34 protein-coding genes, 1 tRNA gene and 1 other RNA gene are annotated in these 25,043 nt (G+C 71.1%); 18 read left to right on the forward strand and 18 right to left on the reverse strand.

Going from position 1 to position 25,043, the window contains the following annotated elements:
- The 10 genes from NBH00_RS11905 to NBH00_RS11950 are packed head-to-tail and all read left to right on the forward strand — an operon-like array spanning position 1 to position 7,507.
- Entirely contained in the window at positions 1-777 is a 777-nt protein-coding gene (locus tag NBH00_RS11905) for an electron transfer flavoprotein subunit beta/FixA family protein (RefSeq protein WP_254573539.1), read from the forward strand.
- A gap of 2 nt (positions 778-779) precedes the next feature.
- The gene (locus tag NBH00_RS11910) at positions 780-1,739 is read left to right on the forward strand and encodes an electron transfer flavoprotein subunit alpha/FixB family protein (RefSeq protein ID WP_254573540.1); all 960 of its coding nucleotides are present in this window, start codon (positions 780-782) and stop codon (positions 1,737-1,739) included.
- Positions 1,736-3,721, forward strand: a complete 1,986-nt coding sequence (locus NBH00_RS11915; protein WP_254573541.1) for a (Fe-S)-binding protein — start codon at positions 1,736-1,738, stop codon at positions 3,719-3,721. Before NBH00_RS11910 ends, NBH00_RS11915 begins: the two co-directional genes overlap by 4 nt.
- A complete protein-coding gene (locus tag NBH00_RS11920) occupies positions 3,718-4,215 on the forward strand; it encodes a hypothetical protein (protein ID WP_254573542.1) in 498 nt (165 codons plus the stop codon). The genes NBH00_RS11915 and NBH00_RS11920 overlap by 4 nt, the downstream gene beginning before the upstream one ends.
- The gene (locus NBH00_RS11925; RefSeq protein WP_254573543.1) at positions 4,212-4,490 is read left to right on the forward strand and encodes a hypothetical protein; all 279 of its coding nucleotides are present in this window, start codon (positions 4,212-4,214) and stop codon (positions 4,488-4,490) included. Before NBH00_RS11920 ends, NBH00_RS11925 begins: the two co-directional genes overlap by 4 nt.
- Positions 4,491-4,497: 7 nt before the next feature.
- Entirely contained in the window at positions 4,498-4,941 is a 444-nt protein-coding gene (locus NBH00_RS11930; protein ID WP_254573544.1) for a glycine cleavage system protein H, read from the forward strand.
- A gap of 7 nt (positions 4,942-4,948) precedes the next feature.
- Positions 4,949-5,401, forward strand: a complete 453-nt coding sequence (locus tag NBH00_RS11935; RefSeq protein WP_254573545.1) for a biotin/lipoyl attachment domain-containing protein — start codon at positions 4,949-4,951, stop codon at positions 5,399-5,401.
- 5 nt (positions 5,402-5,406) lie between these two features.
- Positions 5,407-6,093, forward strand: a complete 687-nt coding sequence (locus tag NBH00_RS11940; RefSeq protein WP_254573546.1) for a Rieske (2Fe-2S) protein — start codon at positions 5,407-5,409, stop codon at positions 6,091-6,093.
- Complete coding sequence (locus NBH00_RS11945; RefSeq protein ID WP_254573547.1) at positions 6,090-7,211, forward strand: FAD-dependent oxidoreductase; 1,122 nt, start codon at positions 6,090-6,092, stop codon at positions 7,209-7,211. Before NBH00_RS11940 ends, NBH00_RS11945 begins: the two co-directional genes overlap by 4 nt.
- On the forward strand, positions 7,211-7,507 hold the full coding sequence (locus tag NBH00_RS11950; RefSeq protein WP_254573548.1) for a metal-sulfur cluster assembly factor: 297 nt from the start codon (positions 7,211-7,213) through the stop codon (positions 7,505-7,507). Before NBH00_RS11945 ends, NBH00_RS11950 begins: the two co-directional genes overlap by 1 nt.
- Before the next feature lie 9 nt (positions 7,508-7,516).
- On the opposite strand, the gene NBH00_RS11955 is transcribed toward NBH00_RS11950, so the two are convergent.
- Genes NBH00_RS11955 through NBH00_RS25500 form a run of 3 tightly spaced genes read right to left on the reverse strand, consistent with a single transcriptional unit; the run spans position 7,517 to position 10,334 of the window.
- Positions 7,517-8,656, reverse strand: a complete 1,140-nt coding sequence (locus NBH00_RS11955) for an Mrp/NBP35 family ATP-binding protein (protein WP_367401321.1) — start codon at positions 8,654-8,656, stop codon at positions 7,517-7,519.
- Positions 8,653-10,056 (reverse strand): MBL fold metallo-hydrolase, encoded by a 1,404-nt coding sequence (locus NBH00_RS11960; protein WP_254573550.1) that lies wholly within the window; start codon positions 10,054-10,056, stop codon positions 8,653-8,655. Before NBH00_RS11960 ends, NBH00_RS11955 begins: the two co-directional genes overlap by 4 nt.
- The gene (locus NBH00_RS25500) at positions 10,053-10,334 is read right to left on the reverse strand and encodes an ArsR/SmtB family transcription factor (RefSeq protein ID WP_367401322.1); all 282 of its coding nucleotides are present in this window, start codon (positions 10,332-10,334) and stop codon (positions 10,053-10,055) included. The genes NBH00_RS11960 and NBH00_RS25500 overlap by 4 nt, the downstream gene beginning before the upstream one ends.
- Before the next feature lie 182 nt (positions 10,335-10,516).
- Here NBH00_RS25500 and NBH00_RS25245 point away from each other — a divergent pair, with 182 nt between their 5' ends.
- Complete coding sequence (locus NBH00_RS25245) at positions 10,517-10,639, forward strand: hypothetical protein (protein WP_302182735.1); 123 nt, start codon at positions 10,517-10,519, stop codon at positions 10,637-10,639.
- A gap of 10 nt (positions 10,640-10,649) precedes the next feature.
- Positions 10,650-11,264, forward strand: coding sequence for a class I SAM-dependent methyltransferase (locus NBH00_RS11970; RefSeq protein WP_254573552.1), 615 nt, complete (start codon positions 10,650-10,652; stop codon positions 11,262-11,264).
- Between the two features lie 202 nt (positions 11,265-11,466).
- On the opposite strand, the gene NBH00_RS11975 is transcribed toward NBH00_RS11970, so the two are convergent.
- The 9 genes from NBH00_RS11975 to NBH00_RS12015 form a co-directional block, all read right to left on the reverse strand.
- Entirely contained in the window at positions 11,467-12,258 is a 792-nt protein-coding gene (locus NBH00_RS11975) for a hypothetical protein (RefSeq protein ID WP_254573553.1), read from the reverse strand.
- An 83-nt stretch (positions 12,259-12,341) separates the two neighbouring features.
- The gene (locus NBH00_RS11980) at positions 12,342-12,545 is read right to left on the reverse strand and encodes an IS3 family transposase (RefSeq protein ID WP_254573554.1); all 204 of its coding nucleotides are present in this window, start codon (positions 12,543-12,545) and stop codon (positions 12,342-12,344) included.
- Positions 12,506-13,096, reverse strand: a complete 591-nt coding sequence (locus NBH00_RS11985) for an IS3 family transposase (protein WP_254573555.1) — start codon at positions 13,094-13,096, stop codon at positions 12,506-12,508. Before NBH00_RS11985 ends, NBH00_RS11980 begins: the two co-directional genes overlap by 40 nt.
- A complete protein-coding gene (locus NBH00_RS11990) occupies positions 13,093-13,395 on the reverse strand; it encodes a transposase (protein ID WP_254569053.1) in 303 nt (100 codons plus the stop codon). The genes NBH00_RS11985 and NBH00_RS11990 overlap by 4 nt, the downstream gene beginning before the upstream one ends.
- A 68-nt stretch (positions 13,396-13,463) precedes the next feature.
- Entirely contained in the window at positions 13,464-13,643 is a 180-nt protein-coding gene (locus NBH00_RS11995; RefSeq protein WP_254573556.1) for a hypothetical protein, read from the reverse strand.
- Positions 13,644-13,709: 66 nt separating this feature from the next.
- Positions 13,710-13,886, reverse strand: a complete 177-nt coding sequence (locus NBH00_RS12000; RefSeq protein ID WP_254573557.1) for an Arm DNA-binding domain-containing protein — start codon at positions 13,884-13,886, stop codon at positions 13,710-13,712.
- Positions 13,886-14,176 carry a helix-turn-helix domain-containing protein gene (locus NBH00_RS12005; RefSeq protein ID WP_254573558.1) on the reverse strand — a complete coding sequence of 97 codons (291 nt, stop codon included), beginning with the start codon at positions 14,174-14,176 and terminating at the stop codon, positions 13,886-13,888. Before NBH00_RS12005 ends, NBH00_RS12000 begins: the two co-directional genes overlap by 1 nt.
- A complete protein-coding gene (locus NBH00_RS12010; protein WP_254573559.1) occupies positions 14,176-14,679 on the reverse strand; it encodes a helix-turn-helix domain-containing protein in 504 nt (167 codons plus the stop codon). The genes NBH00_RS12005 and NBH00_RS12010 overlap by 1 nt, the downstream gene beginning before the upstream one ends.
- A tRNA-Leu gene (locus NBH00_RS12015) sits at positions 14,679-14,764 on the reverse strand. The genes NBH00_RS12010 and NBH00_RS12015 overlap by 1 nt, the downstream gene beginning before the upstream one ends.
- Before the next feature lie 98 nt (positions 14,765-14,862).
- On the opposite strand from NBH00_RS12015, the gene lexA reads away from it, so the two are divergent.
- Both lexA and NBH00_RS12025 read left to right on the forward strand, forming a co-directional pair.
- Positions 14,863-15,498: a transcriptional repressor LexA gene (gene lexA, locus NBH00_RS12020; protein WP_254573560.1), complete on the forward strand. Its 636-nt coding sequence runs from the start codon at positions 14,863-14,865 to the stop codon at positions 15,496-15,498.
- Positions 15,495-15,779: a hypothetical protein gene (locus NBH00_RS12025; RefSeq protein WP_254573561.1), complete on the forward strand. Its 285-nt coding sequence runs from the start codon at positions 15,495-15,497 to the stop codon at positions 15,777-15,779. The genes lexA and NBH00_RS12025 overlap by 4 nt, the downstream gene beginning before the upstream one ends.
- A 128-nt stretch (positions 15,780-15,907) precedes the next feature.
- Here NBH00_RS12025 and NBH00_RS12030 read toward each other — a convergent pair whose 3' ends face one another.
- Complete coding sequence (locus NBH00_RS12030) at positions 15,908-16,303, reverse strand: DUF3307 domain-containing protein (RefSeq protein ID WP_254573562.1); 396 nt, start codon at positions 16,301-16,303, stop codon at positions 15,908-15,910.
- Positions 16,304-16,411: 108 nt separating this feature from the next.
- Here NBH00_RS12030 and rnpB point away from each other — a divergent pair.
- Positions 16,412-16,735, forward strand: an RNA gene (gene rnpB, locus NBH00_RS12035) — RNase P RNA component class A.
- Positions 16,736-16,835: 100 nt separating this feature from the next.
- Here rnpB and NBH00_RS12040 read toward each other — a convergent pair.
- From NBH00_RS12040 to NBH00_RS12060, 5 genes are all read right to left on the reverse strand, one after another.
- On the reverse strand, positions 16,836-17,978 hold the full coding sequence (locus NBH00_RS12040) for an MFS transporter (RefSeq protein WP_254573563.1): 1,143 nt from the start codon (positions 17,976-17,978) through the stop codon (positions 16,836-16,838).
- A gap of 399 nt (positions 17,979-18,377) precedes the next feature.
- Positions 18,378-19,631, reverse strand: a complete 1,254-nt coding sequence (locus NBH00_RS12045) for an IS701 family transposase (RefSeq protein ID WP_254569724.1) — start codon at positions 19,629-19,631, stop codon at positions 18,378-18,380.
- A gap of 42 nt (positions 19,632-19,673) precedes the next feature.
- Complete coding sequence (gene narI / locus NBH00_RS12050) at positions 19,674-20,303, reverse strand: respiratory nitrate reductase subunit gamma (RefSeq protein ID WP_254573564.1); 630 nt, start codon at positions 20,301-20,303, stop codon at positions 19,674-19,676.
- The gene (gene narJ / locus NBH00_RS12055; RefSeq protein ID WP_254573565.1) at positions 20,300-20,923 is read right to left on the reverse strand and encodes a nitrate reductase molybdenum cofactor assembly chaperone; all 624 of its coding nucleotides are present in this window, start codon (positions 20,921-20,923) and stop codon (positions 20,300-20,302) included. The genes narI and narJ overlap by 4 nt, the downstream gene beginning before the upstream one ends.
- The gene (locus NBH00_RS12060; protein ID WP_254573566.1) at positions 20,920-21,180 is read right to left on the reverse strand and encodes a hypothetical protein; all 261 of its coding nucleotides are present in this window, start codon (positions 21,178-21,180) and stop codon (positions 20,920-20,922) included. Before NBH00_RS12060 ends, narJ begins: the two co-directional genes overlap by 4 nt.
- 263 nt (positions 21,181-21,443) lie before the next feature.
- Here NBH00_RS12060 and NBH00_RS12065 point away from each other — a divergent pair, with 263 nt between their 5' ends.
- From NBH00_RS12065 to NBH00_RS12075, 3 genes are all read left to right on the forward strand, one after another.
- Positions 21,444-23,303 carry an LLM class flavin-dependent oxidoreductase gene (locus NBH00_RS12065; RefSeq protein WP_254573567.1) on the forward strand — a complete coding sequence of 620 codons (1,860 nt, stop codon included), beginning with the start codon at positions 21,444-21,446 and terminating at the stop codon, positions 23,301-23,303.
- A gap of 119 nt (positions 23,304-23,422) precedes the next feature.
- Positions 23,423-24,670: a Y-family DNA polymerase gene (locus NBH00_RS12070; RefSeq protein WP_254573724.1), complete on the forward strand. Its 1,248-nt coding sequence runs from the start codon at positions 23,423-23,425 to the stop codon at positions 24,668-24,670.
- Positions 24,671-24,735: 65 nt separating this feature from the next.
- Complete coding sequence (locus NBH00_RS12075; protein ID WP_254573568.1) at positions 24,736-25,017, forward strand: hypothetical protein; 282 nt, start codon at positions 24,736-24,738, stop codon at positions 25,015-25,017.
- Positions 25,018-25,043 lie beyond the last annotated feature (26 nt).

The raw sequence follows: 25,043 nt of genomic DNA on the forward strand, positions 1-25,043 counted from the left end.
ATGCAGATCATCGTGCCGATGCAGCAGACCGTCGACCTCGTCGAGGAGCTCGAGCTCAACGACGACGGCACCGGGGTCGAGCGGGAGTACCTCAAGTTCGTCGCCAACGAATGGGACGAGCAGGCGCTCGAGGAGGCGTTGCTGCTGAAGGAGGCCGCCGGCGGCTCGGTGACGGTCGTCGGGATCGACGAGACCGACGTCGACGGCACGCTTTTCTCGGCCCTCGCCAAAGGCGCCGATCGAGCGGTCAAGCTCACCGGTGACTTCGAGAACGGGATCTCCAGCCATCAACGCGCGGCGATCCTCGCCGCCTGGCTCGGCACCCAGGAGTTCGACCTCGTGATGGTCGGCGTCCAGAGTCCCGAGGACCTCGACGGGCAGACCGGCGTCATCCTCGCGAACCTCCTGGACACCGCCCACGTATCGGTGGCGATCGGCGTCGAGCCCCACGAAGGCGGTGTGAAGGTCCGTCAGGAGTTCGGTGGCGGCACCGTGCACGAGCTCGCGCTGAGCGGCCGAGCGGTCGTCGGTGTGCAGGCGGCCACCGCGGCACCGCGGTACGTCTCGATCTCGCGTGTCCGCGCAGCGATGCAGGACTCGCCGCTCGAGACGCTGCCCGCCGCGGACGTCGACGCGCCGACCGGGACGACGGTGCGCCGGTTGTATGCGCCCGAGTCCTCGTCGCACGCCGAGATGCTGGAGGGCGACGCCGACGCGGTCGCTGCCCGAATTCTGGAGATCGTCCGCGAACGCGGCATCGTCAAGGAGCTGAGCTGAACATGGGATCTGACGTCTTCACCCTCGTCGAGCACGTCGGAGGCACGGTCGACGACAGCACCCACGAGCTGCTCGGCAAGGCACGTGAGCTGGCCACGGCCACTGGCGGCCGTTCCGTGGCCTGCCTGCTGCACTCGGGCGCACGTGCGGGCGCCGACGGCCTCGCCGCCGACGTCGTCCTGTCCGTCGAGCACCCCGCGCTCGAGCACTTCCTGCCGGAGGCCTACGTGAAGGCGCTCGCCGCCCTGGTCGCCGACCATGAGCCGCGCGTCGTCCTCGTCGCCAACTCCACCGTTGGCATGGACGTCGCCGGCGGCCTGTCGGCGCGGACCGGCAACGGCCTGGTCGCCTATTGCAACGCGATCACGCTCGAAGGCGACACCCTCGTCGCCATCAGCCAGGTCTTCGGTGGCAAGCTCAACGCCGAAGTCGCCGTCGAAGGCCCGGCGATCTGCTCGGTCGTCTCCGGCTCGTTCGCGCCCGCCACGGGTGGCTCACCGGACATCCAGGATGTCACGGCCTCCGGGATCGACAACCTGACGACGACGTTCCTCGCCCGGATCGAGCCGGAGGCGTCCGACGTCGACATCACCGCCGAGGACATCCTCGTCTCGGTCGGTCGCGGGATCGGCGGCGCGGACAACATCGAGTTCGCGCAGGAGCTCGCCGATGCGCTCGGCGGCGTCGTGTCGGGCTCGCGACCGGTCACCGACGCCGGGTGGCTGTCCAAGACACGGCAGGTCGGCAAGTCCGGCCAGAAGGTCAAGCCGAAGCTCTACATCGCCTGCGGGATCTCGGGCGCGCCCGAGCACCTCGAGGGCATGAGCGACGCGGAGCTCATCATCGCGATCAACTCCGACGCGAACGCCCCGATCTTCGACGTCGCCCACTTCGGCACCACGGAGGACGTCCTCGATGTCCTCCCCGCGCTGACCGAGCAGATCGAAGCCGCGGTGGCATGAGCCCGATCGCCTTCAGCATCGCGCTGGTCCTTGCGCTTGGCTCGTTCTCGTCGATCCTCGGCCGGCGAGCGCTCAAACTCTTCTCGGCGGCCCCGGCGGCACGCTTCGACCACCTCGGCGAACGGCTGAAGATCACCGCGATCTACGCGTTCGGGCAGAAGAAGTTCCTCCGCGGCGAGCAGCCCGCGGGCCTGATGCACGCCTTCATCTTCTGGGGCTTCATGACGCTCGGCCTGACGGTCGTGACGCTCTTCGGACGCGCGTTCGACGCTGACTTCTACATCCCGCTTCTCCACCCCGGTCAGCCCCTGGGTGACGCGTACACGTTGCTCCGGGACGTGATCCAGGTCACCGTGGTGATCGCGGTCACGTACGCGCTCTACCGGCGCCTGATCCAGCACACGCCGCGGCTTTTCGGCTTCCAGCCCGCGGAGAAGCGGCTGCACGACGAGCCGCACTGGGAGGGGATCCTGATCCTCTTCCTGATCCTCGGGATCATGGGCGGCAGCCTGATCCACGAGGGCGCGCGGCTGGTGCTGTTCGCCGGTGAACATCGCACCGAGACCGAGCGCGGCTGGGAGCCGGTCTCGAACCTCGTCAGCCACCTGATCCCCGGCTCCGCCGCGCACACGATGACGTACGTCGGGTTCTGGATGCACAACCTGATCGTGCTGACGTTCCTCAACCTGCTGCCGCTGTCCAAGCACTTCCACATCATTACCGCGATCCCGAACGTGTTCTTCGGGTCGCTGCGTCCCCGCGGCCAGCTCAGCAAGCCTGACCCCGGCAAGCCGGACGACTTCACGTGGAAGCAGGTCCTGGACATGTACAGCTGCACCGAGTGCGGCCGCTGCTCGGCGGTGTGCCCGGCGACGGCGAGCGGGTCCCCGCTTGCTCCCCGGCAGCTGATCCTTGACCTTCGGGATGACTTCCTGGGACGGACGGAGCGAACCGACGACAAGATCGTCAGCGACGAGGTGCTGTGGTCGTGCACGACGTGCATGGCGTGCGTCGAGGCCTGCCCGGTCGGCATCGAGCACGTGCCCACGATCATCCAGGGCCGGCGCAAGCTCGTCGACCAGGGCGCGATGGAGCCGATGCTCCAGGACACGCTGCAGAACTTCGCCCAGCAGGGCAACTCCTACGGCAAATCCAGCCGCATGCGCGCCCGGTGGGCCAAGGGCCTGGACTTCAAGATCCCCGACGCTCGCAAGGAGCACGTCAAGTACCTGTGGTTCGTGGGCGACTTCGCGTCCTTCGACGAGCGCTCGCAGGAGGCCTCGCGGCGGATCGCGAAGATCCTCCACCACGCGGGCGTGAGCTTCGGCATGCTCTACGAGGCGGAGCGCAACGCCGGCAACGATGTGCGGCGGATCGGCGAGGAAGGACTGTTCGAGCTCCTCGTCGAGCAGAACATGGAGGCATTTGCCGGCGCGGAGTTCGACGCGATCTTCACCACCGACCCGCATTCGCTCAACACGCTCAAGAACGAGTACAGCGAGTTCGGCGAGATGAAGCCGGTCTACCACTACACCGAACTGCTGGTGGAGCTGATCGAGAGCGGAGAGATCGCGCTCAGCGAACCGGTCGGCTCGAAGGTCACCTACCACGACCCCTGCTACCTCGCCCGGTACAACCGCATCACCGACGCACCTCGCCGGCTTCTCGGTGCCGTCGGCGCCGAGCTGCTCGAGATGCCGCGAAACGGCACCAACACCTTCTGCTGCGGGGCCGGCGGCGGACGGATCTGGATGGACGACTCCAAGCTCGTCGAGCGGCCCAGCGAGCAGCGCGTCAAAGAGGCCGCGGCGCTCGGCGACCTCGACTACTTCGTCGTGACCTGCCCCAAAGACCTCGCGATGTACTCGGACGCGGCCGCCACGGTCGGCGTCGACTTCCAGGTCCTGGAGGTCAGCGCGCTGGTGGAGCAGGCCATGGGGCTCCGCGACGACGGCGCGGTGCTGGCCGGGGATGCGGCGTGAGCAGCGTGCCCCGTTCCGAGCTCGACGGACCGGCGGCCGAGCAAGACGACCGCGCGGGCGGTCTGGCCCGTGGCCTGGCCGCGCGCCTGCGCGATGCGAGCGAGGCCGCCGACCGGCTTGCGTCCTTCGCCTACGACACGAGGCCGGCCGAGTCCCCAAGCCCTGCACTCGCGGACGGGCAGGAGCTCGCGACCGCACACGACTTCGTCCTGCGGACCTTCGTCGCGGTCGGCGATCCGCTGAACTACACCCTGATCGCGGCGGCCTCGGCGCATCCCACCGGAGCTTTGCTGGATCAGCTCGCCCACGACGTCGGACTTTCCCGCCTCGCCCTGATCGAGCGCATCCACAGCCTCATTCAGCTCGGGCTGGTTGCCCGCGACCTGCAGGCCGACACGGTCATGTCGACGCCGGCGGGCACAGGCATACTCGAGCTCGTCAGCGGGCTGGAAGCGGACGTCGCCCGCTGGCTCTCCAAGCGCAGGCACCGGTGAGCACGTGCCCGTTCTGCTCCCGCCAGGGTCCGCGCGACGAGATCCATCGCCACATGGTCGACGAGCACCCCGAGCACGTCGAGATGTGGACGGAGGAGCGCACCGGTCGTATGCGCTACCGGGTCGTCTGCCCGCAGTGCGGGGCGGACTACGAGCACCGCGTCAAACCGCGGAGCACCGATCGCGAGTTCCTGGCGACGTTTTCGACGGAGGTCCGGATGGTGGGTTTCGACATGCTGCTGAATCACATGACCGCTGAGCACGAGGAGGAGTGACGCCGCCATGGCAACCGTGAACGAGTGCAACCTGCCGGACGATCTCTTCTACCTCGTCGAGAAGCACGTCTGGGCCCGTCCCGAAGGCGATGTCGTCGTCGTCGGCCTGACCGATGTCGCCCAGAACCTCGCGAAATCGATCATCTCGGTCACGCTCAAGAAGCAGGGGAAGATGCTCGCCAAGGGCAAGAGCCTCGGCACCGTCGAGAGCGGCAAGTGGGTGGGACCGGTGCCCGCCCCTGTTGCCGGTGAGATCGTCGCGGTGAATGACGCCCTCGCCGCCGATCCGGGCCTGCTCAACAGCGACCCGTACGGTGACGGCTGGGTGGCCAAGCTCGCGCCCACGGACTGGGACACCGACTCCGCCGAGCTCGTCACCGGCCAGCCGGGGCTGGACGCCTACAAGGCGTTCATGGACGCGGAGGGCATCTCCTGCGCCGACGCGGCGTAGGGCCCGCATGCAGGTCTACCGCGGCTGCGCGATCCCGGAGGAGTACCTCTACGACGTCGCCTTCAACGTCTGGGTGCGTCTGGAAGACGACGGTACCGCGCGAGTCGGCATGACCGACGTCGCCCAGACGATGTGCGGGAAGATCGTCTCGCTCAGCTTCAAGCCCGTGGGTGCCGACGTACGGCGTGGTCGAACGCTCGCCGTCGTAGAGAGCGCGAAGTGGGTCGGGCCCTTCCGTGCCCCGCTGACGGGTGAGCTGCTCGAGACGAACGAGGTCGCGTTCGCGGCCGACGGCCTCATCGCCAACCGAGACCCCTACGGGCAGGGCTGGCTCGCACGCGTCGCGCCGCAGCGCTTGGAGGACGAGCGCGGACACCTGGTGGACGGCCGGGTGGCCTTCGAGCAGTATCAGGACATCATCGAGCGCGACCAGATCACCTGCATGCGCTGCGCGGACTGATCGGGATGCCTCCGTTGCTCGCCGTCCTCGCCCGCGACCCGCTCGTCTGTGGTCGCGTCGTCCGCGTGGCCAGCCGCCTCGGCCTGGAGGCCCTGCAGGTCCGCGTCGCCTCCGGCGAGGCGAGCGAGACCGCCCCGGCTGGGCTGCTCGTCGAGCTTGAACTCGACGGCGCGATCGACGCCCTGACACGTTGGCGGGCGGCTCACCCGCAGCTGGTGATCGTCGCGTTCCTGAGCACCCCGGAGTCAGCGTTGTGGCACGAGGGAGAGAGCGCAGGTGCTGATCTCGTCACGACGCGTGGTCGCGCGGATCGCGAGCTCGCGCGGCTCGTCACCGACCACCTGTCGGGGGCGCGTCGCAGCCGCCGGGTCCGGCTGGCGCCCGAGCAGGACTTCGCCGGCCGGCTGGGGTTCGTCGGCAAGGTGGAGGAGACTCCGGTCGGCCCGGTCTCGGTGTTCCACATCGCGGGCAAGCTGACCGCGCTCGTCGACACCTGCCCACACGCAGGCGCCTCGTTGTGCGAGGGCGAGCTCGACGGCGACATCATCACCTGCCCGCGCCACGGGAGCCAGTTCCGCGTCACGGACGGCGAGCGCGTGCGCGGGCCCGCCGACGAAGCAGCCGTGAGCATCCGCACCGTCATCGAGGCCGGTGACGTATTCCTCGAGTTCGAAGCGGGACCCCAGCGATGAGCCTCCCGCGCGTCCTGATCGTCGGCGCCGGACCCGGCGGGATTGCCGCGGCCCATCGACTGCGCGAATGCGGCGACGGCCAGGTCGAGATCGAACTCGTCACCCGCGGAGGCACCGCGACGCACCTCGCCGGCTCCGTGCCGGTCGCGATCGGCGCTGCCGAAGCAGAGAACCTGTCCTGCGCCGTCGCGCTTCCCGGGGTGAGGTGCACGGCGGGCGAGGTGAGCGTCGTCGACGGCGGGGGAGCCGTGATCGACGGCCGGCGCGTCGACGCCGACGCCGTCATCGCCTCGCCCGGGCTCGTGCCGGACGTCGACGTTGTCCCCGATTGGTCGCGGGCGTGCACGGGCTGGGACCTGGACGCGGCCGTCGCTGCGGCGCCGCGGCTGGAGGCGGTGCCGGGGGGGACGCTGGCCGTCGTCGTCTGCGGGCTCCCGTACCGCTGCCCACCCGCCCCGTACGGACTCGCCATGGCCCTCGCCCGCACCCATCGCGCGAGCGGGCGCTTCACCAAGGTGTGCGTCGTGACGCCGGAGGCATTTCCGCTGATGGGCGTCGGCGGCGAGGCGCCGGCGTTCCTCATGGACTCGTGCGCCGGTGCCAAGGTCGAGATCGAGCGGAAGTTCGACGTCGACCTGGGGGCCAGCGAGGACGGTGTGCTCCGAGCGGTCGACGGAAGGGCGCTCGAGTACGAGCTCGCCTTCGTCATTCCGCCGCACTGCCGGTCGGCCATGCTTGCCGACCTCGATGCCGTCGGGCCGTTGGTGAAGGTCGACGCCCGCGGCCACAGCTCAGTCGCCGGCGTCTTCGTCATCGGTGACGCAGCCGCCACCGGCCTGCCGCGCGCGGCCGACGTGGCGGCGACCGGCGGACGGAACGCCGCCGATGCCGTCCTCGCCGACTTCGGTATCGAACCGCCGAAGCCTGCGGCTGCGCCGCAACCGAGCTGCTACATCAACCATGGAGGCGGATCGATGAGCCGGATCAGAATCAGCTACCCGAACGGCCTGCCGCCTGATGGGGAAGCGAGTGTCGAGATCGATGCGCCGACACCAGACCTCGGATACGCGGCCGAGGGCGAACGCCGTCGATTCCTCGAATCCGTGGGAGGAACATGATGGTCACCGAAGAGGAGATCTGGTCTGCACTGCATGCCGTCATAGACCCCGAGCTCGAACTCGACTTCGTCGACCTCGGCCTCGTCTACAACGTGCGCATCGAGGACGCCGACGTCCACATCGAGTTCACGCTGACCACTCCGGCCTGCGGCATCGGGCCGATGGTCGCCGACGAGATGGATGAGGTCGTCGGGTCGCTCGAAGGGGTGCGCAGCGTCTTTCCCCGCCTGATCTTCGAACCACGGTGGACGCCCGATAAGATGTCCGAGGACGCGCGGTTCGCCCTCGGATTGTGATCAGCCGGCTCAGGCCATCGGCAGCGACATGCCAACTGGCTGCGGGGCGTCTGCCATCGGGAGCGGGACGGGGCGCTGCGGCGTGAGTGCCGTCAGGCGCGCCGCGATTCGCTGGATCGCCTGCGCGGCCGGATCGTCGGGACGCTCCAGGACCAGCGGGGTGCCGGTGTCGGCATGCTCGCGGAGCGGAATGGTCAGCGGGACGCGGCCGAGCAGCGGCACGTCCAGCTCCTCCGCCAGGGCGTCGCCGCCGCCCTCGCCGAAGATCGGGTGAACGCGACCGGTGTCGTCGACGTAGCCGGACATGTTCTCGACGACGCCGATGACCTCGTGATCGAGCTTCAGTGCCATCTTCGCGGCACGGCGCGCGACCTTCTGGGCGGCGACCTGCGGCGTCGTCACCAGGACGAAACGAGCTTGCGGGAGAAACTCGGCCAGCGACATCGACACATCACCGGTACCGGGCGGTAGGTCGACCACGAGATAGTCGAGCTCACCCCAGGCGACGTCGCCGAGGAACTGTTCAAGGGCCTTGTGCAGCATCGGCCCACGCCACACGACGGCGGAGTCCTCTTCGACGAAGAACCCGATCGACATGAGCTTGATGGTCCCGTGCGCGAGCGGCGGCACGATCGTGCGCTCCGACGAGACGACGGGCCGCTGGTTGACGCCGAACATCCGCGGGATCGAGTAGCCCCACACGTCGGCGTCGAGCACGCCGACGTGCTTGCCCTCCCGCCACAGCGCGGCCGCGAGGTTGGCTGACAGGGTCGACTTGCCGACACCGCCCTTACCGGAGGCGATGCACAGAACGGTGCCGACCTGCGCCAGCGAGCCCTCCGGAAGGGCAGAGCGCCCAAGCCGCTCCTGGAGCTGGCCCTTCTCGCCGTCGGAGAGGACATCGAATGTCACGTCGACGGCGATGACCCCATCGAGTTGCATCAGGGCGGCGGTCACCTCCTGCTCGAAGTGCGACTTGATCGGGCAGCCCGGCGTGGTGAGCGAGACGGTGACGAAGACCTGTCCGTCAGCGGCGACGTCGATGCGCCGGACCATGCCGAGCTCGACGATCGATCGCCGCAGCTCGGGGTCCATGACCGGGAGCAGGGCTTCGAGGGCGAGTTCGCGAGTGGGAAGGGGCATGCTCAGGACGCCGCCGCGACGGAGGCTTCTTCGACGTCGAGCGCGTACCCAGCCCGGCCCCACGCTGGGACCCCGAACGGGGTGACGTGGAGGACGGTCGCCGCGCCATGCAACGCAAGCAGGCTGGCGGCGAGCGACGCACGCTGACCGGACCCGCAGATCGCGGCGATCGGGCGGGCGGGATCGAAGGCCTCTGGGACCTCGGTCACGTCGTGATACGGGACGTGGACCGAGCCAGGGATGTGCCCGGCGTCCCACTCGCCCTGGGCGCGGACGTCGAGGATCTGGAGCTCGGGATCGGCGTCGAGACGCTCGTGGAGCTCGTCGACGGTCACCCGCTCGATCCGGCCGACGGGCCGGCCTTCCTCGCGCCAGCTCGTCATCCCGCCGTGAAGGAATCCGGCGATGCGCCGGATCCCGACGGCGGTGGCGAGCTTGGAGGCCTCGCGCGCGTCCTCGTCGTCGCGACCGACCAGGATGATGTCCTGCTCGCGATCGGCGACCCAAGCGAGCTTGCTGCCGAAGCCGGCGTTGAGCTTGGTGATGCAGAGGGCTCCTGGAATGTGGGCGTCGTCGAACTGGCGGTCCGTGCGCACATCCACGAGCAGCGCACCTTCGGACTGCTTGACCTCGACCTGCCGCGGGGTCAGCGGCAGCGGCTCGACTCCCGACGTGAGCAGGGGGCCGCGGTTGAGCGCGACGATCGCCTGGAAGTTCGGCGGCTGGGGACCGAGCTTGGCGATCGACTGCTCGACGAAGCTGTCTTGGTCGGTCTCGGACAGGATCGGATTGTGAGCACGTTCGTAGCCGATCGTCGATGACACCTTCATGTCCATCCCGGGGCCGCCGCACATCGACCCACCGAGGTGCCCCGGCCAGACCTCGCACTCGCTGGGGAGGGCGAGGATGCTCTGCAGGCTGGTGAAGATGCCGCGGGCACCCTCGCTCTTGTCGACCGCGAGGTCGGGACGCGCGACGTCCCCCACGAAGAGGGTGTCACCGCTCAGGAGGGCCCAAGGCTCAGGTCCGCGGTTACCGTCGATGAGGGCGAAAGCGGTGTGTTCGGGGCGATGACCCGGGGTGTGAAGCGCGCGGATGACGAGGTCCCCGACGGCGAGCTCCCAGCCGTCGTCGAACGGCTCGTGGTCGTACTCGGGCTCAGCCAGACGGTGGACGTGGATCGTCGCGCCCGTAGCTGCGGCCAGGCGCCCGTGCCCCGAAACGTGGTCGGCGTGATTGTGCGTCTCCAGGATGTGCTCGATGCGCACGTTCATGTAGCGGGCGAGGTCGAGGTAGATGTCGATCTCGAAGCGGGGGTCGACGACGACGGCAACGCCTGCCGTGGAGTCCCCGACAAGGTATGACGCACAACCCAGGTCGTCGTGAGTGATCTGACGGAAGATCATGCTGCTGCCTCCTGGGCTTGTTGGGTCAGTTGGATGTCGAGACCTGGATGACGCTCCGCGAGGCCTTGGCAGACCTCGTCGCAGAGACGAAGAACAGCCGGATCGGTGATCCGGTACCGCACTCGTGGACCGTCACGACGTCGCCCGAGGATCTCCGCGCGGTGAAAGAGGTTGAGGTGCCGCGAGACTGTGGCGTGAGACGCGCCCAGGGCTGTCGCGACTTCCTGGACGGAGGCCTCATCATGGCGGTGGAGGTGGTCGAGAACCTTGATCCTCATCGGCTCGGCGAGCAACGCGAACCGCTCGGCAATCAGGTCCACCGCAAGCTGGTTCAGGGGGCTACCTCCTTCGCGTTTCACTATTTGAGCCTACAAGCGTAGACTTGGAAACGCAAACGGATGCTCGTGCCCGAACGCGCTGCGCAGAGCGCGCCCGGGCTGCACCTGCAACCGCCTCCCACATGACACCTTCCGATGCCTGGCCAACGACGCTGCCCTCGCGCGGCATGAGCGTCCGGCGTCTCCTGGCACACCACGTCGGGATCTACGACGTGCACGTCGGCCGCGACCTGCCCACACAGTGATGGACGACGCATGACCCACGCCGCGGCCGATCACTGGAACACCGCGTACGCCGAAGGTGACGCGACGAAGAGCTGGACCACCGGTCGGCCAACGCGGTCGCTGCGCGCCGTCACCGCCGCCGGCGCGGGTCCTGGCATGGCCGTCATCGACATCGGTGGCGGCTCTTCGCCTCTGGCCGCTGAACTCCTCGACCTCGGCATCACCGACGTGACCGTGCTGGACCTGTCCGCCGCCGCTGTCGACCTTGTTCAGCGGCGGATGGGAGCACGGGCGTCCGAGGTCGACTGGATCGTTGGGGACGTCCTCGCCTGGCGGCCCCGGCGACGATACGACCTTTGGCACGACCGGGCGGCCCTGCACTTCTTCACCGACGACGACGACCGCGCTCGGTACGGTCAGACGTTGCAGGCGGCCATCGCCCCAGGTGGCACTGCCATCATCGCGACCTTCGCGGTGGACGGCCCCGAGCGATGCTCTGGGCTTCCGGCGCGGCGAAGCTCGGCCGCCGACGTCATGTCCACGCTGGGCCCGGACTTCACGCTCCTCAGCGAGGACCGCGAGCTGCACCGCACCCCGGCCGGCAGCGACCAGGCATTCACCTGGGTGACCGCACGGCGGCGATGAACCTGGTGCACCACGACGCGCCAACCCGTGCCGCTCGGTCAACGGCAGTGTGGCGGCTGGGGTCGGCTCACGACCAGCTCGGGGTGGCCGGGAGGGGCGGGACGCGCCGGGGCACGAACGCCGAGTACGGCCGCCGGGTCGACCGGCGTTGGTCGCACGGGCGGCAGTCAGCTCGCCGGTGTCTCGCGAAGCGGGGGGAAGGCTACGCGTCACGCGGCCCAGCAGGGCGAAGTTCTCGGCTCCCGCAAAAGCCGCATTCGTATGCAGGGGTGTCGTCGCTGCCGTCGATCTCGTTGCGGGTGTTGGGGTACGTCAGTTCGTTGCAGGCGTCGCAGTCGCGTAGCCAGTGCGCGTCGATCTCGTCGAGGTAGGTCTCGGGGCCGTGGCGTAGGCGGGTGCTGAGGGGCTGTTCGCGGGCGCGATGGCGGGCTTCGTGTTCGCGGAACTGGAGGTAGGCCGCGCGGCGCTGGCGTTGGGTGGCGAGCGCCCGCTCGTCGTGCTGTGCGTTGTCGGCCAGGCGCCGGACCGCGAGGCAGCCGAGCAGCGCGCCGCTGGCGAGTTGGTTTTCGGCGCGGCGCACATGCGGGCCACGGCCGTGCGCTTCGCCGAGGCCGTGGATCTGAGCGTGTTGCTCGTGGAGGTAGTGCGCGGCGAGGCCTTCGATCAGGTGGTTGCTGACCGTGGGCGGGGTTGTGGCGTGGAGGCTGAACGGCAGGTGGTCTGCGAGCTCGCGGCCGAGGTCGCGCAGCGCGGCCGCCTCGTCGACGTCCGGAGGGTTCGTGGCGTCCAGGAGCAGCTCGAACGCGGTCGTGCCCTCAGGGGAGAGGGACCCGATGACGGCCTCGCGGAGGCGGTAGTGCTCACGCAGGTGCTCACGGAGCGCGGCCGGGTCGCCGATCAGGCGTGTCTGCTCGTCCTGATGGGCGCGCTGCCCCGCCTGTGCGGCTTCCCGCCGGCGGTCGTGCGGCTTGCGGGCCGCCGAGAGGACCTCCACCAGCGTGTGCGCCTGCCGGTCGGTGACGTCGTGCTGAGCCGTCCCGGTTTCACGGAGACTTGTTGTTTGGGTTTCCTCTCTCGTCAGTGGGAGAGGGGTGAGCCGGACCGTATCGCGTAGAGGGTCTCGAATTCGACGGGCGGGATGTGACCGATCGCGGAGTGCAGGCGGTCGTGGTTGTACCAGCCGACCCACTCCACAACGGCGAGCTCCAGTTGGGTGCGGGTTTGCCAGACGCGGTCGCGGATCAGCTCGGTCTTGAAGCTGTCCACGAAGCTCTCGGCCATCGCGTTGTCGTACGCGTCACCGGTCGAGCCGAGAGCACGAGGTCGGTGCGCATGTGGCCGGCGAGCTGCCAGCCGACGACCCGGCGGGAGTAGACGTCAAGGACGAAGCTGAAGAACCCCACGCCCTCCCACGACTTTAGATACGTGAAGTCGGCGATCCACAGCGCGTCCGGCCGGGTCGCGGTGAACTGGCGGTTGACCAGGTCCGGTCGCCCTGAGCCGGCCGGGTCAGCGACCGTGGTCTTCCACGCTCGGCCGCGGCGCTTGGCCCCGATCAGACCGTCCGCTGCCATGAGCCGCTCAACGCGGCCGCGGCCGACCTGCACGCCCTGACGGCGCAGCGCCTTCCACACGCGCAGCGATCCGTACGCCTCGTAGTTGGCGCGGTACACCGCCCGGATTTGCTCGAGCAACACGGCGTCTTCCTGCGCGCGGGTCGACAACACCCCGGTCGCGCGCTGGTAGAACGCCGAGGGCGAGGTCCCGAGGGTGCGGCAGGTGAGCTCGACAGCGAAGCCGGCCGCCCGCTGCTTTTCGATGAAGGCGCTCACCTCCGCGGGGTCCCGTCGAGCTCCTTGGCGAAAAACACCGAAGCGGCCTTGAGGATCTCGTTCTGCCGCCGCAGTTCCTTGACCTCACGTTCGAGCAGACGCATCCGGTCGCGCTCGACCGTGTTCAGCACGTCGCTGCGCGTTCCGGCGTCGGCCTCGGCGAGCCGCACCCAGTTCCGAAGCGACTCCTTGTGCACGTCCAGGTCGCGGGCGACCTGCGCGATCGGACGCCCGGACTCCAGCACCGTCTTGACGGCCCGCTCACGCAACTCCGGCGGGTACTTCCTTCCACGAGCCATATGACCACGTACTTCCTCTCAACAGACCGAATGCCTGTTTCAGAAGTCCCCGTCGATCCCGGGACGGCTCACATCGTCATGACCTTGCGGCCCGGATTCGCCGCGCCAGGACGGTCGCCGAGATCCACGCACTCTTCGATGAGTTGCTCAAGCCCGAGGCGCTGCGCGAGGAGCGCGGGGAGCATCACCCCAGCGTTCGCGACCGCCCGCGCATCATCGAACACCACGACCGCCGACTCGTTCACCATGAGGGTGACCTCCTGAGCAGAGCCGCGGTCGCCGCGAACGACCGCTTTCAAGCCCTGCTTGGGAGGTCACTCCACTTCAGACCCCGGATGGATCGGTGGATCGAGGCTTAGGTATTGGTCGGCTTCGCGCTTGCGGGTGAAGCCGCGCTTGTGGCGCTGCTTGCCGTTGGAGGAGCGGTAGCGCACGTCATAGACCGTGGCGCCGCTGGCCAGCTGGCGGGGGTAGACCGAGCCGCGGGCCATCACGCACCGCCGCCGGAGACCAGCCGCAGCGCCTGCCCGGGCCGCTGGGCCGGGGTCCACGCCGACCTCGCGCTCGCGAGGTGCTCGAGCAGTTCGACGGCGCGGAAGCGCAGCGGGCCGCCAGGGTCGCCGAGCCGCACGCACGGCAGGCGCCCGTCACGGGAGGCGGCGTAGATCCAGGTCGAGGAGACCTTCAGCAGCGCCGCCGCCTCCGTGGCGGTCAGCAGCCGCAGCGAGTCCTCGGCGACGACCTCCGGTGGCCGCGTGTTCTTGACCTTCAGCGCACTCATCACGCACCGCCGTCGTGCTCGGTGAGGGGCACGAAGACCGTGCGGGGGCCGGCCGGGCACCCCGGGTTAGGTCGCCGCGGTGGGTGCGGCCCAACCCGGCAGCTGCGTATGTCCGCGGTGAGCTCAGAGCGGAGGAAACGGATCGGCCCGTCGGAGCCTCCGATGCGCAGCGACGGGATCCGCTGGTCCTGGATCGCGAGGTAGATCCAGGAGTCGGAGACGCGCAGCAGCTCCGCGACTTCGCTGACGGTCAGTAGGTCGATCGGTCCGTCCTCGGCGGTGGAACCGTCGCGGGTGGGCGGCCCGCCGGCGTCGGCGCAGGTGCTCATACCTTGTTCCCTGGCGAGAGCCGGGCATTTGTTGTCCGCCGTTGCGGGCGACGGTTTGATCACGGCCGTACTGGCCGTTACCAATCCGTTACCACCCCCGAGATCCGGGATCGCGGCGAGCGCGTCGGCGTAGAACGCAGAAAGCCCCGCGTGTGCGGGGCTTTCCAAATCCATGCGCCGAAGAGGACTCGAACCTCCACGGGCCATAAAGCCCACAAGGCCCTCAACCTTGCGCGTCTACCAATTCCGCCACCGGCGCGATGGGGGCGTGAGTGTAGCGCGGTTGTTTCCGTCGGCGCGTCCCGCTACTGTGTGCGAACACATGTTCGGTGTCCGTCCCAGCAAGGAGCATCCCCGGTGGATCTGACCAAGCGCCAGCAGGAGATCTTCGACTTCATCAAGAAGTACTCGGCCAAGTACGGGTACCCGCCGACCGTCCGCGACATCGGGACCGCCGTCGGCCTCGCCTCGTCGTCGACGGTGCACGCGCATCTCGCGAACCTCGAGAAGCTCGGCCTGCTGCGGCGCGACCCGTCCAAGCCGCGGGCGATCGAGTTGCTCGACCGCGTCGGCCGCGAGGTCGACCAGGTCGTCGAGAACGTCCGCCAGTTCGTCGCGGGCCCCGGTCTCCCGGTCGTCGGGCAGGTCGCGGCCGGCGCGCCGATCCTCGCCGAGGAGAACATCGAGGAGTACGTGCAGGTGCCGCCGGTCGCCGGCGGTGAGACCGGGGAGTACATCCTCCGCGTCCGCGGCGACTCGATGCGCGACATCGGGATGCTCGAGGGCGACTTCGTCGTCGTCCAGCGGCAGGACACCGCGACCGACGGCGACATCGTCGTCGCGCTCGTCGGCGAGGAGGCGACGGTGAAGCGGTACTTCCGCGAGAGCGACCACATCAGGCTGCAGCCCGAGAACACCGAGCTGGAACCGATCCGCACGCGCGAGGTCCAGATCATGGGCCGCGTCGTCGGCCTGTTCCGGAGCGTCTCATGAGCGCCGCGACGACCACCGGTGTGCGCGCCGCCACGGTGCCGGTGCCCCGGCATCGCCGGCGGCGGCCCGCCACCGACTCGATGGCGTTCGACGCCATCTTCGACCGTCCCGCGGAGGGGCAGACGCTCGACGAGTTCCTCGTGGGCGCCTGGGAGGACCTCTCTGCACACCGCACGGTCACCTGCCCGGTCTGCCACGCGGCCGCGATGCGGCCGCGGTACGGCGCCGGGCAGGGTGCCGCCGGCGGTCGCTGCGGCGACTGCGGGTCCGTGCTGGGCTGAGAGGCTGTCTCGATACCTCTCGGGTATCGAGACAACATCTGAGCCTCGGCGTGGGCCCCAGGGACGGGTGCCGGCGGCAGCGTCGCGCTGGCACCGGTCCGTGGGCGCCCGGCGCAGGGAGGGGCGGCTCAGGCGACCGCGAGCAGCGCCGCGCCGAAGAGGAAGCAGACGTGGAAGGACTGGTCGATCGCCATCCACAGCGGCGACCCGAACGGCGTCATCGTGTGCTTCACCACGCGGACGTAGGCGACGAGGAGGCGTCCGTCGTCCTGGACGAGGTGGGTGCCGAGCGCGGCTCCCGCGACGAGGGCCGCGTGCGTGCCGTCGTGCTGATGGGCGATCCACGCGAACGCGGGGAGGAACGGGATCGCGTACGTGGCGACGTGCGAGATGAGCGCCGCCCGCCGTTCGCCGTCGCGCCCGAGGCCGCCCTGCTTCGTCGTCGCCTGCCACTCCGTCTGCAGGAGGAAGTCGCCCGCCAGATGGCAGACGAGCAGGACGGCGAACACCTCGACCCAGGACATCAGCGTCCGAACTTCACGTTCACGCGGCGAGCGTAGCCACGATGTCCCCGCAACGCGCCGGAATGTGCTCGACCTCACAGAGATCGCGAACCGGGTACCGTGGCGGACGCAGGTCAGGCAGTCGCGGGGGCGCGCGAGCGTCCTCGAGGAAAGTCCGGACACCACAGGGCGAGGGTGGTCGGGAGACCGACCCGGGGAAACCCGCGGGAAAGTGCCACAGAAACACACCGCCGATGGCGTCCTCGGGCGCACAGGCAAGGGTGAAATGGTGCGGTAAGAGCGCACCGGCGTCGCGGTGACGCGGCGGCCGGGTAAACCCCACCCGGTGCTAGACCAAGCAGGGCCGTTCGCAGGCTGCCCGCCGAGGCCCAGGTAGGTCGCATCAGATGGATGGCTGCCCAACGACAGAATCCGGCTTACCGACCTGCTAAGGGAAAACCCCGCTCCGGCGGGGTTTTTCTATGGGGCGACGCGTCCGCGCGACCCGCGGCGGCCGTGGGGCCGGGGCACCCCGGCGCTGCCGGCGGATCGCTCAGCCGGCGGGGTCGCCGACGCGGGCGGCGACGACGAGGGCGGCGGCCGCGACAGCGGCCAGGAGCAGGAAGCCGATGGTGTAGCTGCCGGTGGCCGACTTGACCGTCGCCATCACGAGCGGGGGGAAGAAGCCCCCGAGGCCGCCGGCGGCGCCGACGACGCCGGTCACGGCCCCGACCTGCTCGGGGAACCAGTGGGCGACGAGCTTGAACACGGCCCCGGTGCCGAGTCCGAGGAAGATCGCGAGGGTGAGGCATTCGATCGTGAGCGGGACCATGTGCTCGTAGGTGAACGCGAGCAGCACGGCGAGCACGACGGTCGCGGCGAAGCAGAGGCGCAGCACCCGCTGGGCCGCGATGCGGTCGGCGAGCCAGCCGCCGACCGGGCGCGCGAGGACGGCCAGGAGGGCGAAGCCCGCGGCCCGGGATCCGGCGTCGGTCTTGGTGAGGCCGTGCACGCCGACCAGGAGCTTGGGGAGGTAGAGGAACATCGCCACGAAGCCGCCGAACGACAGGAAGTAGAAGAGCGTCAGCGCCCAGGCCCGCGACGATGTCCGGAACACGGCCAGCGGGGCGAGCAGGTTCAGCGGCCCCGTCCGGGGCGCGGGCGTCCGGGCATCGCGGGCCATGACGGCGAACACGACGGTGCTGGCGAGGAGCAGGCCGGCAGCGACGAGGAACGGCGCGCGCAGCCCGTAGTGGCTCGAGATGCGCGGGGCGGAGAGGGCCGCCAGCACGGTGCCGCCCATGCCCATGCCGTAGACGCCGAGGGCGAAGCCACGACGCTCGGGGGCGTACCAGCCGTTGACGAAGACCACGCCGACGGCGAACGACGCGCCCGCGATCCCGAGCAGGAACCCGAGGGCGATCATGCTCGCCAGGGACCCGTGCCAGACCGACAGGGCGGCGATCGGCACGATGCTGAAGCTCATCAGGATGACGAAGACCCTGCGCCCGCCGTAGAGGTCGGCGAGCAGACCGAGCGGGACGCGCAGCACCGAGCCGAGCAGCACCGAGCCGAGCAGCACCGGCACGGCCACCATGGCTGCGGTCTGGAACTCGGACAGGCCCAGGTGCATCTGCAGGTCGGGGGAGAGCGGTCCGATGATGCTCCAGTCGTAGAAGCACGCGGTGAAGGCCATCGTCGCCAGGGCGAGGTTTGCGGGTGGCTCCGACCACGTCGGTCGAGGCACGAGGGACGGACGCCGTCCGGACGGGGTGCGGCGTTGCGGGCATCGGTCTCATGGTCTCCTCATCCTCGGTGCCGGCCGGCGCATGGACAACGGTGACGCGCCGCAGACGTGCTCCGTGATTTCCCGGCGCGGTCAGCGCCCCCGTGCCGGCGCGTAGCGACGGCGGTACAGGATCCAGGGGCGGCCCAGGTACTGCAGCGGGATCGACCACGCGTGGACTAGTAGTGCTCCGTTAGGTGTCGTTGAGGTAGGGGGTGTCGGGCGGCAGCCGTCTGCGGCAGGTCGGGCATGTCCCGTGCCAGCAGGCCAAGAGCGTTTGCAGCTCCCGAACGACCTCGAACAGTGAGGTCAGGCGGCCGCCCGGCGTTGAGGTCGCCGCAGTCGTTCCAGGGTCAGGAAGCCGTGCGCGACGGAGACGAGGGTTGTGTGGTGGTGCCAGCCGGGCCAGGAGCGGCCTTCGAAGTGGTCTAGGCCGAGGGCGTCTTTGAGCTCGCGGTAGTCCTGCTCGATCCGCCAGCGCAGCTTCGCCAGCGCGACGAGGTCCGCGATCGGCGTGTCGTCGGGGAGGTCGCTGATCCAGAAGTCGGTCGGGGCGCTCTTGCCTTCGGGCCACTCCGCCAGCAGCCACCGGACCGGCAGATTGCCGTCTGCGTGGGCGCTGCGCAGCTTGATGTTGCAGAGCTTCACGCGGATCGCGGTGAAGCGCGAGGCCAGCTCGCCCTTGGTGCCCTGGCGCCAGCAGATCCGCAGATAGGCGTCCTCGCCGACCTCGGCCGCCAAAGCCGCGACGCTGCTGAACGGTCGGCGGTAGCGCGGCGCGGGCGGCCGTCCTTTGCCGGCGTAGGTCGGCGTCTGCGGCTCGGTGCTGGCCGGGAGCGCCGACGTGGTGCCCTTGACGTCCAGCACGTAGCGGATGTCGCGCTCTTCCAGGCCGATGCGCAGCTCCGTCACGTCACCGTAGGCGGCGTCGCCGAGCACCGGCGGAGCCTGCAGCCCCCACGCCTGAAGCTCGTCGATCATGTCCAACGCGAGCTGCCACTTCGGCCGATGCACGACGTCGTCGGGGACTTTGCAGCCGGCGCGGCGCGGGTCCTCGTTCCACGACTCGGGCAGGAACAGACGCCAGTCGATCGGGCACGACGCGTGCACGGTGGCGGCGGTGATCGAGACCCCGATCTGGCAGTTGCCGACCTTCCCCAAAGCGCCGGAGTACTGGCGCGCCACGCCGACTGACTTGTCGCCGAACTTCGGAAAGCCGGTGTCGTCAATCACCCAAGCCGCCGGCACGATCGCCTCGCTGAGCCGGACCGCCAAGCGCTTACGCACCGGTTCCCACCGCCACGGCGACTGGTTGACGAACTGCTGCAAGCACTGCTCATCGCCATCTTCCAGGCGGGCAGCCATCGGCTCGATGCTCTTGCGCTTGCCATCGAGCATCAACCCCCGCAGATACACGCCGCCCCACCGCCGCTGATCGCGACGCACCATTGGCTCGAACATGTCCTCCGCGAACGCCTCAAGCCGCGGCCGCACCCGCGCCAGCTGCTTGTCCGAGAGACCGGCCACCGACCCGATCTTGACCTGCCCCGCCGACGAACTCATGCACAAGAAGTTCGCCAAGACTCCATAACCTCCTGCAACAACCTAACGGAGCACTACTAGGCGGCTGAACGGCAACAGCGCCCAGAAGCCCCAGGCGATGATGGCGTGCACCTGGTAGACGGTGCTGGCGTGCTCGACGGCGGCGACGTCGGGGTCGAGGTAGAACAGCGATCGCCACCACAGGGACACCGACTCGCGGTAGTCGTACGGCGAACTGGCGAGGAGGTTCCGGGCGAAGGTCATGTAGCAGCCCAGGCCGATGAGCACCGTGATCAGCAGGTAGGTGCCCAGGTCCGTGCGGGAGGTCGTCCGGCGGACCCGGAGGTTGGTGCTGCGGCGGTAGACCAGGCCGACGAACCCGACGACGCAGACCGCGCCCGCGATGGCCCCGGCGACGGCCGAGAACCAGCGGTAGGTGTGCTCGGACAGGCCGACCGCCTCGGTGAGCGACTTGGGGATCAGCAGGCCGACGACATGCCCGCCGATGGCGGCGAGTGCCCCGTAGTGGAACGCGGGGCTGGCCCAGCCGAGGACCTTGCGTTCGAGCAGCTGCGTCGAGCCGCTCGTCCAGCCGAACTGGTCGGTGCGGTAGCGCCACCAGTGTCCGACGACGAAGGTCGCCATCGCCGCGTAGGGGACGATGACCCACAGCAGGATCGAGCTGGTGCTCATCGGCGTCCTCCGATCGGCATGACCTCCGGCGGCGCGAACGGCTCCAGGCCGACCGCCTCGTCCGGCGGCCCTTCCGCCGCCATGCGCACGAGCTCGTCCCGGTCTTCGACGCGTAGCGCCGGGAGTCCGCAGACCAGGGCGTCGAGGACGTGGGCGTAGGCGTTTCCGGTCTGGTGCAGGGCGCCCCGCAGCAACTCGAGCGCGGCACGGTGCTCGGCCAGCACGGCGTCGCCGTAGCCGGCGGGGGCCAGCGCGGTGAACGCGAGCATGACGGCGAGATGGTCGGGCAGCTCGCCGTCGGCGACCGGTAGCCCGGCCTCGCGATACAGACGCTTCAGGCGCAGCAGCGCGACCCCGCGGCGGCGCGTGTCGCCATGCTCGTAGTAGGTGAGGTGCGGCGTGATCTGCCGCTTGAGGTCGAAGGTCGCCACGTAGCGCACCCGGGGGTCGGTGCCGTCGTCGATCGCGGCCAGGAAGCGCTCGAGCGCGACACGGGCCTCCCCCGCGGGGAGCGCGTCGACCTCGGTCCGTGCGAGGGCCAGCCCGTCCTCGGGGTAGCGCATCAGGTGCGACAGCAGCGCGTAGGGCGGTGGCTGGGGGCGGGAGCGGGGGCGCCTCATGGCCGTCCGCGCTTGAGGATCTTGATGAGGTCGAAGTCGTCGTCGCCGGCGGAGGGGACGATCGGCGACGAGCTGTCGGGCCGGCGCTCGACGGCGCCGCAGTTGCCGGGGCCGCCGTCGAAGTCCAGCCCGCAGGACCCCTGCTCCCGCATGAGCTCGGCGCCCTGCTCGGCGTGGGCCTGCGGGATGACGTAGCGGTCCTCGTAGTTGGCGATGGCCAGCAGCCGGTACATCCGCTCGAGCTCCGCGCCGGTCATCCCGACCCGGGGGCGATCGTCGCGTCGACCTCGCCCAGCACCTCCCGCTTGCGCATGTACGCGCGCATCGGTTGGCCCCGGTCGGGCCGTAGTGCGTCGCCTCCTGCCCGTCGGGGGCGATGTACGCCGAGAAGTGCACGCTGTGCTTCCCCCGCATCGAGCGCTCCGTCGCCGCGCCGCCTGCGCACCGGTGCGGAGCGGCGTCGGCGCCGCCCAACACGACGGCCACACCCCGCGCCCGGACCGTGGGTAGCCTGCGGCGCGTGCGCATCGGCATCGTCTGCGACCTCCAGCTCCCGCGTCCCTGGAGCGCCGCCTCCGAGCGGGCGCTGCTCGCCCGCGAGCTCGACCGGATCGCGCTGGCCGACACGCTCGGCTTCGGCAGCGCGTGGGTGCAGGAGCACCACTTCCTCGAGGAGCTCGGGCACGGCGGCGGCGCGGTCCCGTTCCTCGCGGCCGCCGCGGGGCGGACGACGGCGCTGCGGCTCGGGCTCGGCGTCCTCAGCGTCGACCCGGCGGTCCGCCACCCGGCGGTGCTCGCAGCGGACGTCGCGACGCTCGACCTGCTCGCCGAGGGGCGGCTCGACGTGGCGACCGGCGTCGCCCGGACCGGCATCGAGGTCGCCGGGCTCGGGCTCGCACGGCAGACCGCGAGGTCCCGCTGGGAGCAGTACACGGGGGTCCTCGCGCGGATGCTCGCGGAGGCGCCGTTCGGCGGCGCGGGGGAGGGGACGTCCGCGGCGCTCCCGCCTCGCGTCGTGCTCCCGCGCCCGTGGCAGCAGCCGCACCCTCCGCTGTGGGCGAGGTGCGATCGGCCGGCCGACATCGGGACCGCGGCCCGGCTCGGGCTCGGCGCGCTCTGCCGGTCCGTCCTCGAGCCCGAGGAGGCGGCCGAGTGGATCGCCGAGTACCGCGGGGTCCTGCGGTCGACGCGCTGCGTGCCGGTCGGCGCGGCGGTCGAGCCGCGCGTCGCGGTGTGCGTGCCGATGTTCGTGCACGCGGACGAGGCGACGGCGATCGACACCGGGATCGACGGCCTCCACTTCCAGGCCTTCGCCACCTCCCACTACGAGCGCTTCGGCGAGCACGTGCCCGGGGGGACGGACCTCTGGGCGGCGTTCCTGGCCCGCCGCGCGGACGTCGGGCTCGCGCGTGACGCGGTCGTGGCCGACGGGCAGCCGCTGTCGGTGCGGGTGCTGCGGGACGGGCAGGCCGCGGTGCGCGGTGCGGTCGGGACACCGGCGCAGGTCGCCGAGCTCGTGGGCCGCTACGCGGCGGCCGGGGTCGACGACCTGCTCCTCGTGCTGCCCGCGGGGGCGGCGGTGAGCGCGGGAGCAGGAGCGGGCGCGGGCTCCGGCCGGGACGAGGCGACGGGGGAGGACGCCGTCGCCGACGCGCTGCGCCTGTTCGCCGCCGAGGTGCTGCCCGGGGTGCCGGCGGACGTGCCGCCGGACGACGAGCTGCGGACGGCCGTGCGCGAGGCGCTCGCCCGCCGGCCGGTGCCGCCGCCGTTCCTGCCCGAGGCGGTCGGCGCGCTGGCGGAGGCGCCACCGCCGGCGCCGGCTCCGGCACCCGCCGCAGGGCCGTCGTCGTCGTCCGGGCCGGCGGTCGGCGTGGCCTTCGCCGCGGGGGAGGGTGCGGGTGGCGCGGACCGCCCGTCGCCCGCCGGCCCGGCGGCGCGCCTGCGCGTCTCCCGGGAGCGCCTGCGCGGGAGCCTCGGGGCGGGCGGGACGATCGCGGTGCGGCGCGCGGTCGCCCGGGCGGACGACCGCTGGCTCGAGCGGACGCTCGGCAGCGACCGCGGCCTGCGGGTCATCTTCACGGCGATGCGGTCGCGCTACGTGCCGGAGGCGGCGCAGGGCTTCCTCGGCGCGATCGCGTACGAGCTGCGCGACGCCGACGGCCGGGTCCGGACGTGGGGGGTGCGGATCACGCCGACGGGGGCGACGGTCGCGCCCGGGCCGGTGGAGGAGCCGGCGCTGACGGTGCAGCTCGGGCTCGCCGACTTCGTCCGCCTCGCGGCCGGCGAGCTCGACCCCGGGCACCTGCTCCTCGGCGGGCGGATGGACCTCCGCGGCGACTTCTCGCTCGCCACGCGTCTGGGGCCGATGTTCGGGCAGTAGGAGCCTCTGCCCGGGTGGGTGCGCGGGGGCTGTGCGGAGCCCGATCCGGCCGGGTGCAGGGCTTTTGCGCGGGGTCTGAACCCGTCCGCCGGGGATGCGAACATGTGTTCGTGTCATCCATGGTCGTCTGTGTCCAGCTTCCCCGGTTCGAGCTCGCCGTCGCGGCGGGCGGCCGGGACGCCCTGCTCGCGCTCGGCCCGGCGGCGCTCGCCCCGGAGCCCGGTCGCGAGCAGCTCGTGGGGGAGGTGTCGGCGGCGGCCGAGGCGGTCGGCGTGTACCCGGGGATGCGGCTCGGCGAGGCGCTCTCGCGCTGTCCCGCCCTCGCGCTGCTGCCGCCCGACCCGGTCGGCGTGGCCGACGAGTGGGAGGCGGCGGTCCGGCGGCTGGAGGCCGTCGGCGCGGCGGTCGAGACACCGTGGCCGGGCAGCGCCTGCTTCGAGGCGGCGAGCCTGCGACGGCTGTACGGCGGGCGCGTCGTCGTGGAGGACGTGACGGAGCCGGCGCCCGGCCTGCGCCGCATCGGGCGCGCCGAGCCGCCGCCGTGGCTCGACGCCGTCGTCGCGGTCGTGCGCCGGGCCCTCGCCCTGCCCGCGCGCGTGGGCGCCGGGCCGTCCCGCTTCTGTGCGGTCGCGGGGGCCGCCCGGGCGCGGTCCCGGCGGCCGGAGCTCGTCGCCGGGGCGGTCGCGCTCGCCGCCGAGCCGGTCGCGCTGCTGCGCCGCTACGAGGAGACCGCGGCCCTCGTCCCCGCCCTGGACCGGCTCGGCATCGGGACGCTCGGCGCGCTGGCCGCGCTCGGCCGTCCCGCGCTCGCCGACCGCTTCGGGGCCGCCGGCCTGCGCGCCCACGAGCTCGCGCTCGGGCAGGACACGCCGCTGCGCCCGCGCGTCCCCGGCGAGGTCGTGCAGGAGAGCCTCGAGCTCCCCGAGGCGGCGAGCGGCGTGCAGGCGCAGCGCGCGCTCGAGCTGCTCATCGACCAGCTGCTCGCGGCCCGCGCGCGCCGCGGCCGGACGCTGCGCGCGGTCGTCCTCTCGGCGCGGCTCGTGGAGGGCGGGACGTGGCAGGACCGCGTCGTCTTCCGGGAGCCGCTGGCGGACGCCGCGCGGATGCGGATGGTGCTCGCGCTGCGGCTCGCGCTGCTGCCCGCGCCGGCGAGCACGCTGCGGCTGGCGGTGGAGCGCTTCGGGCCGCCGAGCGCGCCGGGGGCGCCGCTCTTCGAGGATGCCGCGGCCGTGCGCCGCGCGCGGCTGCGGGAGGCGGTGCGCCAGGCCCGGCTGGCCGCGGGCCCGGACGCCGCGCTGCGGATCCTCTGCGTCGAACCCGACTCACGCGTGCCCGAGCGGCGTGCCGTGCTGGCCCCGTTCGAATGAGCGCGCCCCCCGAAGGAGGTGACGGCGGAGGTGGGGCGGGTGGCCGCGCGCGCTCGTCCCGGCCGGTGCGGGTCGTGCGCGGGCGCGCGACGCCGCCGCGGGCGCCCGGGGGGCCGCGGCGGCTCGGGCTGCCGGTCCGCGTCGCCGTCGACGCCGGGCCCACGGGCCGGCCGCTGCACGTCGACGGCGACCCGGTCGACGCGGTCCGCGAGTCCTGGCTCGTCGAGGATCGCTGGTGGACGGCGACGCCGCTGCGGCGCCGCTACTGGGAGGTCGTCACCGTCGGCGGGCGTGACCTCGTCGTCTTCCGCGACCTCGTGGAAGGGGGGTGGTTCCGGCAGCGGTAGGCCCCCCCCGTCGCGCGCCGCCGCCG

The sequence above is a fragment of the Paraconexibacter antarcticus genome (assembly GCF_024220175.1).
Taxonomy (GTDB): domain Bacteria; phylum Actinomycetota; class Thermoleophilia; order Solirubrobacterales; family Solirubrobacteraceae; genus Paraconexibacter; species Paraconexibacter antarcticus.

What these genes read in the sequence shown, in the direction of transcription:
- NBH00_RS11995 (WP_254573556.1), bottom strand. Translation starts at nt 13,643, where the DNA reads ATGGTGAACGAGTCGGCGGTCGTGGTGTTCGATGATGCGCGGGCGGTC.
- NBH00_RS12030 (WP_254573562.1), bottom strand. Translation starts at nt 16,303, where the DNA reads ATGTCCTGGGTCGAGGTGTTCGCCGTCCTGCTCGTCTGCCATCTGGCG.
- NBH00_RS11905 (WP_254573539.1), top strand. Translation starts at nt 1, where the DNA reads ATGCAGATCATCGTGCCGATGCAGCAGACCGTCGACCTCGTCGAGGAG.
- NBH00_RS12045 (WP_254569724.1), bottom strand. Translation starts at nt 19,631, where the DNA reads ATGAGTTCGTCGGCGGGGCAGGTCAAGATCGGGTCGGTGGCCGGTCTC.
- NBH00_RS12060 (WP_254573566.1), bottom strand. Translation starts at nt 21,180, where the DNA reads ATGACCGGCGCGGAGCTCGAGCGGATGTACCGGCTGCTGGCCATCGCC.
- NBH00_RS11960 (WP_254573550.1), bottom strand. Translation starts at nt 10,056, where the DNA reads ATGATCTTCCGTCAGATCACTCACGACGACCTGGGTTGTGCGTCATAC.
- NBH00_RS12010 (WP_254573559.1), bottom strand. Translation starts at nt 14,679, where the DNA reads ATGGATTTGGAAAGCCCCGCACACGCGGGGCTTTCTGCGTTCTACGCC.
- narI (WP_254573564.1), bottom strand. Translation starts at nt 20,303, where the DNA reads ATGAGCACCAGCTCGATCCTGCTGTGGGTCATCGTCCCCTACGCGGCG.
- NBH00_RS11915 (WP_254573541.1), top strand. Translation starts at nt 1,736, where the DNA reads ATGAGCCCGATCGCCTTCAGCATCGCGCTGGTCCTTGCGCTTGGCTCG.
- NBH00_RS11950 (WP_254573548.1), top strand. Translation starts at nt 7,211, where the DNA reads ATGGTCACCGAAGAGGAGATCTGGTCTGCACTGCATGCCGTCATAGAC.
- NBH00_RS12005 (WP_254573558.1), bottom strand. Translation starts at nt 14,176, where the DNA reads ATGAGTGCGCTGAAGGTCAAGAACACGCGGCCACCGGAGGTCGTCGCC.
- NBH00_RS11990 (WP_254569053.1), bottom strand. Translation starts at nt 13,395, where the DNA reads ATGGCTCGTGGAAGGAAGTACCCGCCGGAGTTGCGTGAGCGGGCCGTC.
- NBH00_RS12025 (WP_254573561.1), top strand. Translation starts at nt 15,495, where the DNA reads ATGAGCGCCGCGACGACCACCGGTGTGCGCGCCGCCACGGTGCCGGTG.
- NBH00_RS25500 (WP_367401322.1), bottom strand. Translation starts at nt 10,334, where the DNA reads ATGAGGATCAAGGTTCTCGACCACCTCCACCGCCATGATGAGGCCTCC.
- NBH00_RS12000 (WP_254573557.1), bottom strand. Translation starts at nt 13,886, where the DNA reads ATGGCCCGCGGCTCGGTCTACCCCCGCCAGCTGGCCAGCGGCGCCACG.
- NBH00_RS12040 (WP_254573563.1), bottom strand. Translation starts at nt 17,978, where the DNA reads ATGGCCTTCACCGCGTGCTTCTACGACTGGAGCATCATCGGACCGCTC.
- NBH00_RS11970 (WP_254573552.1), top strand. Translation starts at nt 10,650, where the DNA reads ATGACCCACGCCGCGGCCGATCACTGGAACACCGCGTACGCCGAAGGT.
- narJ (WP_254573565.1), bottom strand. Translation starts at nt 20,923, where the DNA reads ATGAGGCGCCCCCGCTCCCGCCCCCAGCCACCGCCCTACGCGCTGCTG.
- NBH00_RS11910 (WP_254573540.1), top strand. Translation starts at nt 780, where the DNA reads ATGGGATCTGACGTCTTCACCCTCGTCGAGCACGTCGGAGGCACGGTC.
- NBH00_RS11945 (WP_254573547.1), top strand. Translation starts at nt 6,090, where the DNA reads ATGAGCCTCCCGCGCGTCCTGATCGTCGGCGCCGGACCCGGCGGGATT.
- NBH00_RS25245 (WP_302182735.1), top strand. Translation starts at nt 10,517, where the DNA reads ATGACACCTTCCGATGCCTGGCCAACGACGCTGCCCTCGCGCGGCATG.
- NBH00_RS11930 (WP_254573544.1), top strand. Translation starts at nt 4,498, where the DNA reads ATGGCAACCGTGAACGAGTGCAACCTGCCGGACGATCTCTTCTACCTC.
- NBH00_RS12070 (WP_254573724.1), top strand. Translation starts at nt 23,423, where the DNA reads ATGGTCGTCTGTGTCCAGCTTCCCCGGTTCGAGCTCGCCGTCGCGGCG.
- NBH00_RS11935 (WP_254573545.1), top strand. Translation starts at nt 4,949, where the DNA reads ATGCAGGTCTACCGCGGCTGCGCGATCCCGGAGGAGTACCTCTACGAC.
- NBH00_RS11980 (WP_254573554.1), bottom strand. Translation starts at nt 12,545, where the DNA reads ATGGCCGAGAGCTTCGTGGACAGCTTCAAGACCGAGCTGATCCGCGAC.
- NBH00_RS11940 (WP_254573546.1), top strand. Translation starts at nt 5,407, where the DNA reads ATGCCTCCGTTGCTCGCCGTCCTCGCCCGCGACCCGCTCGTCTGTGGT.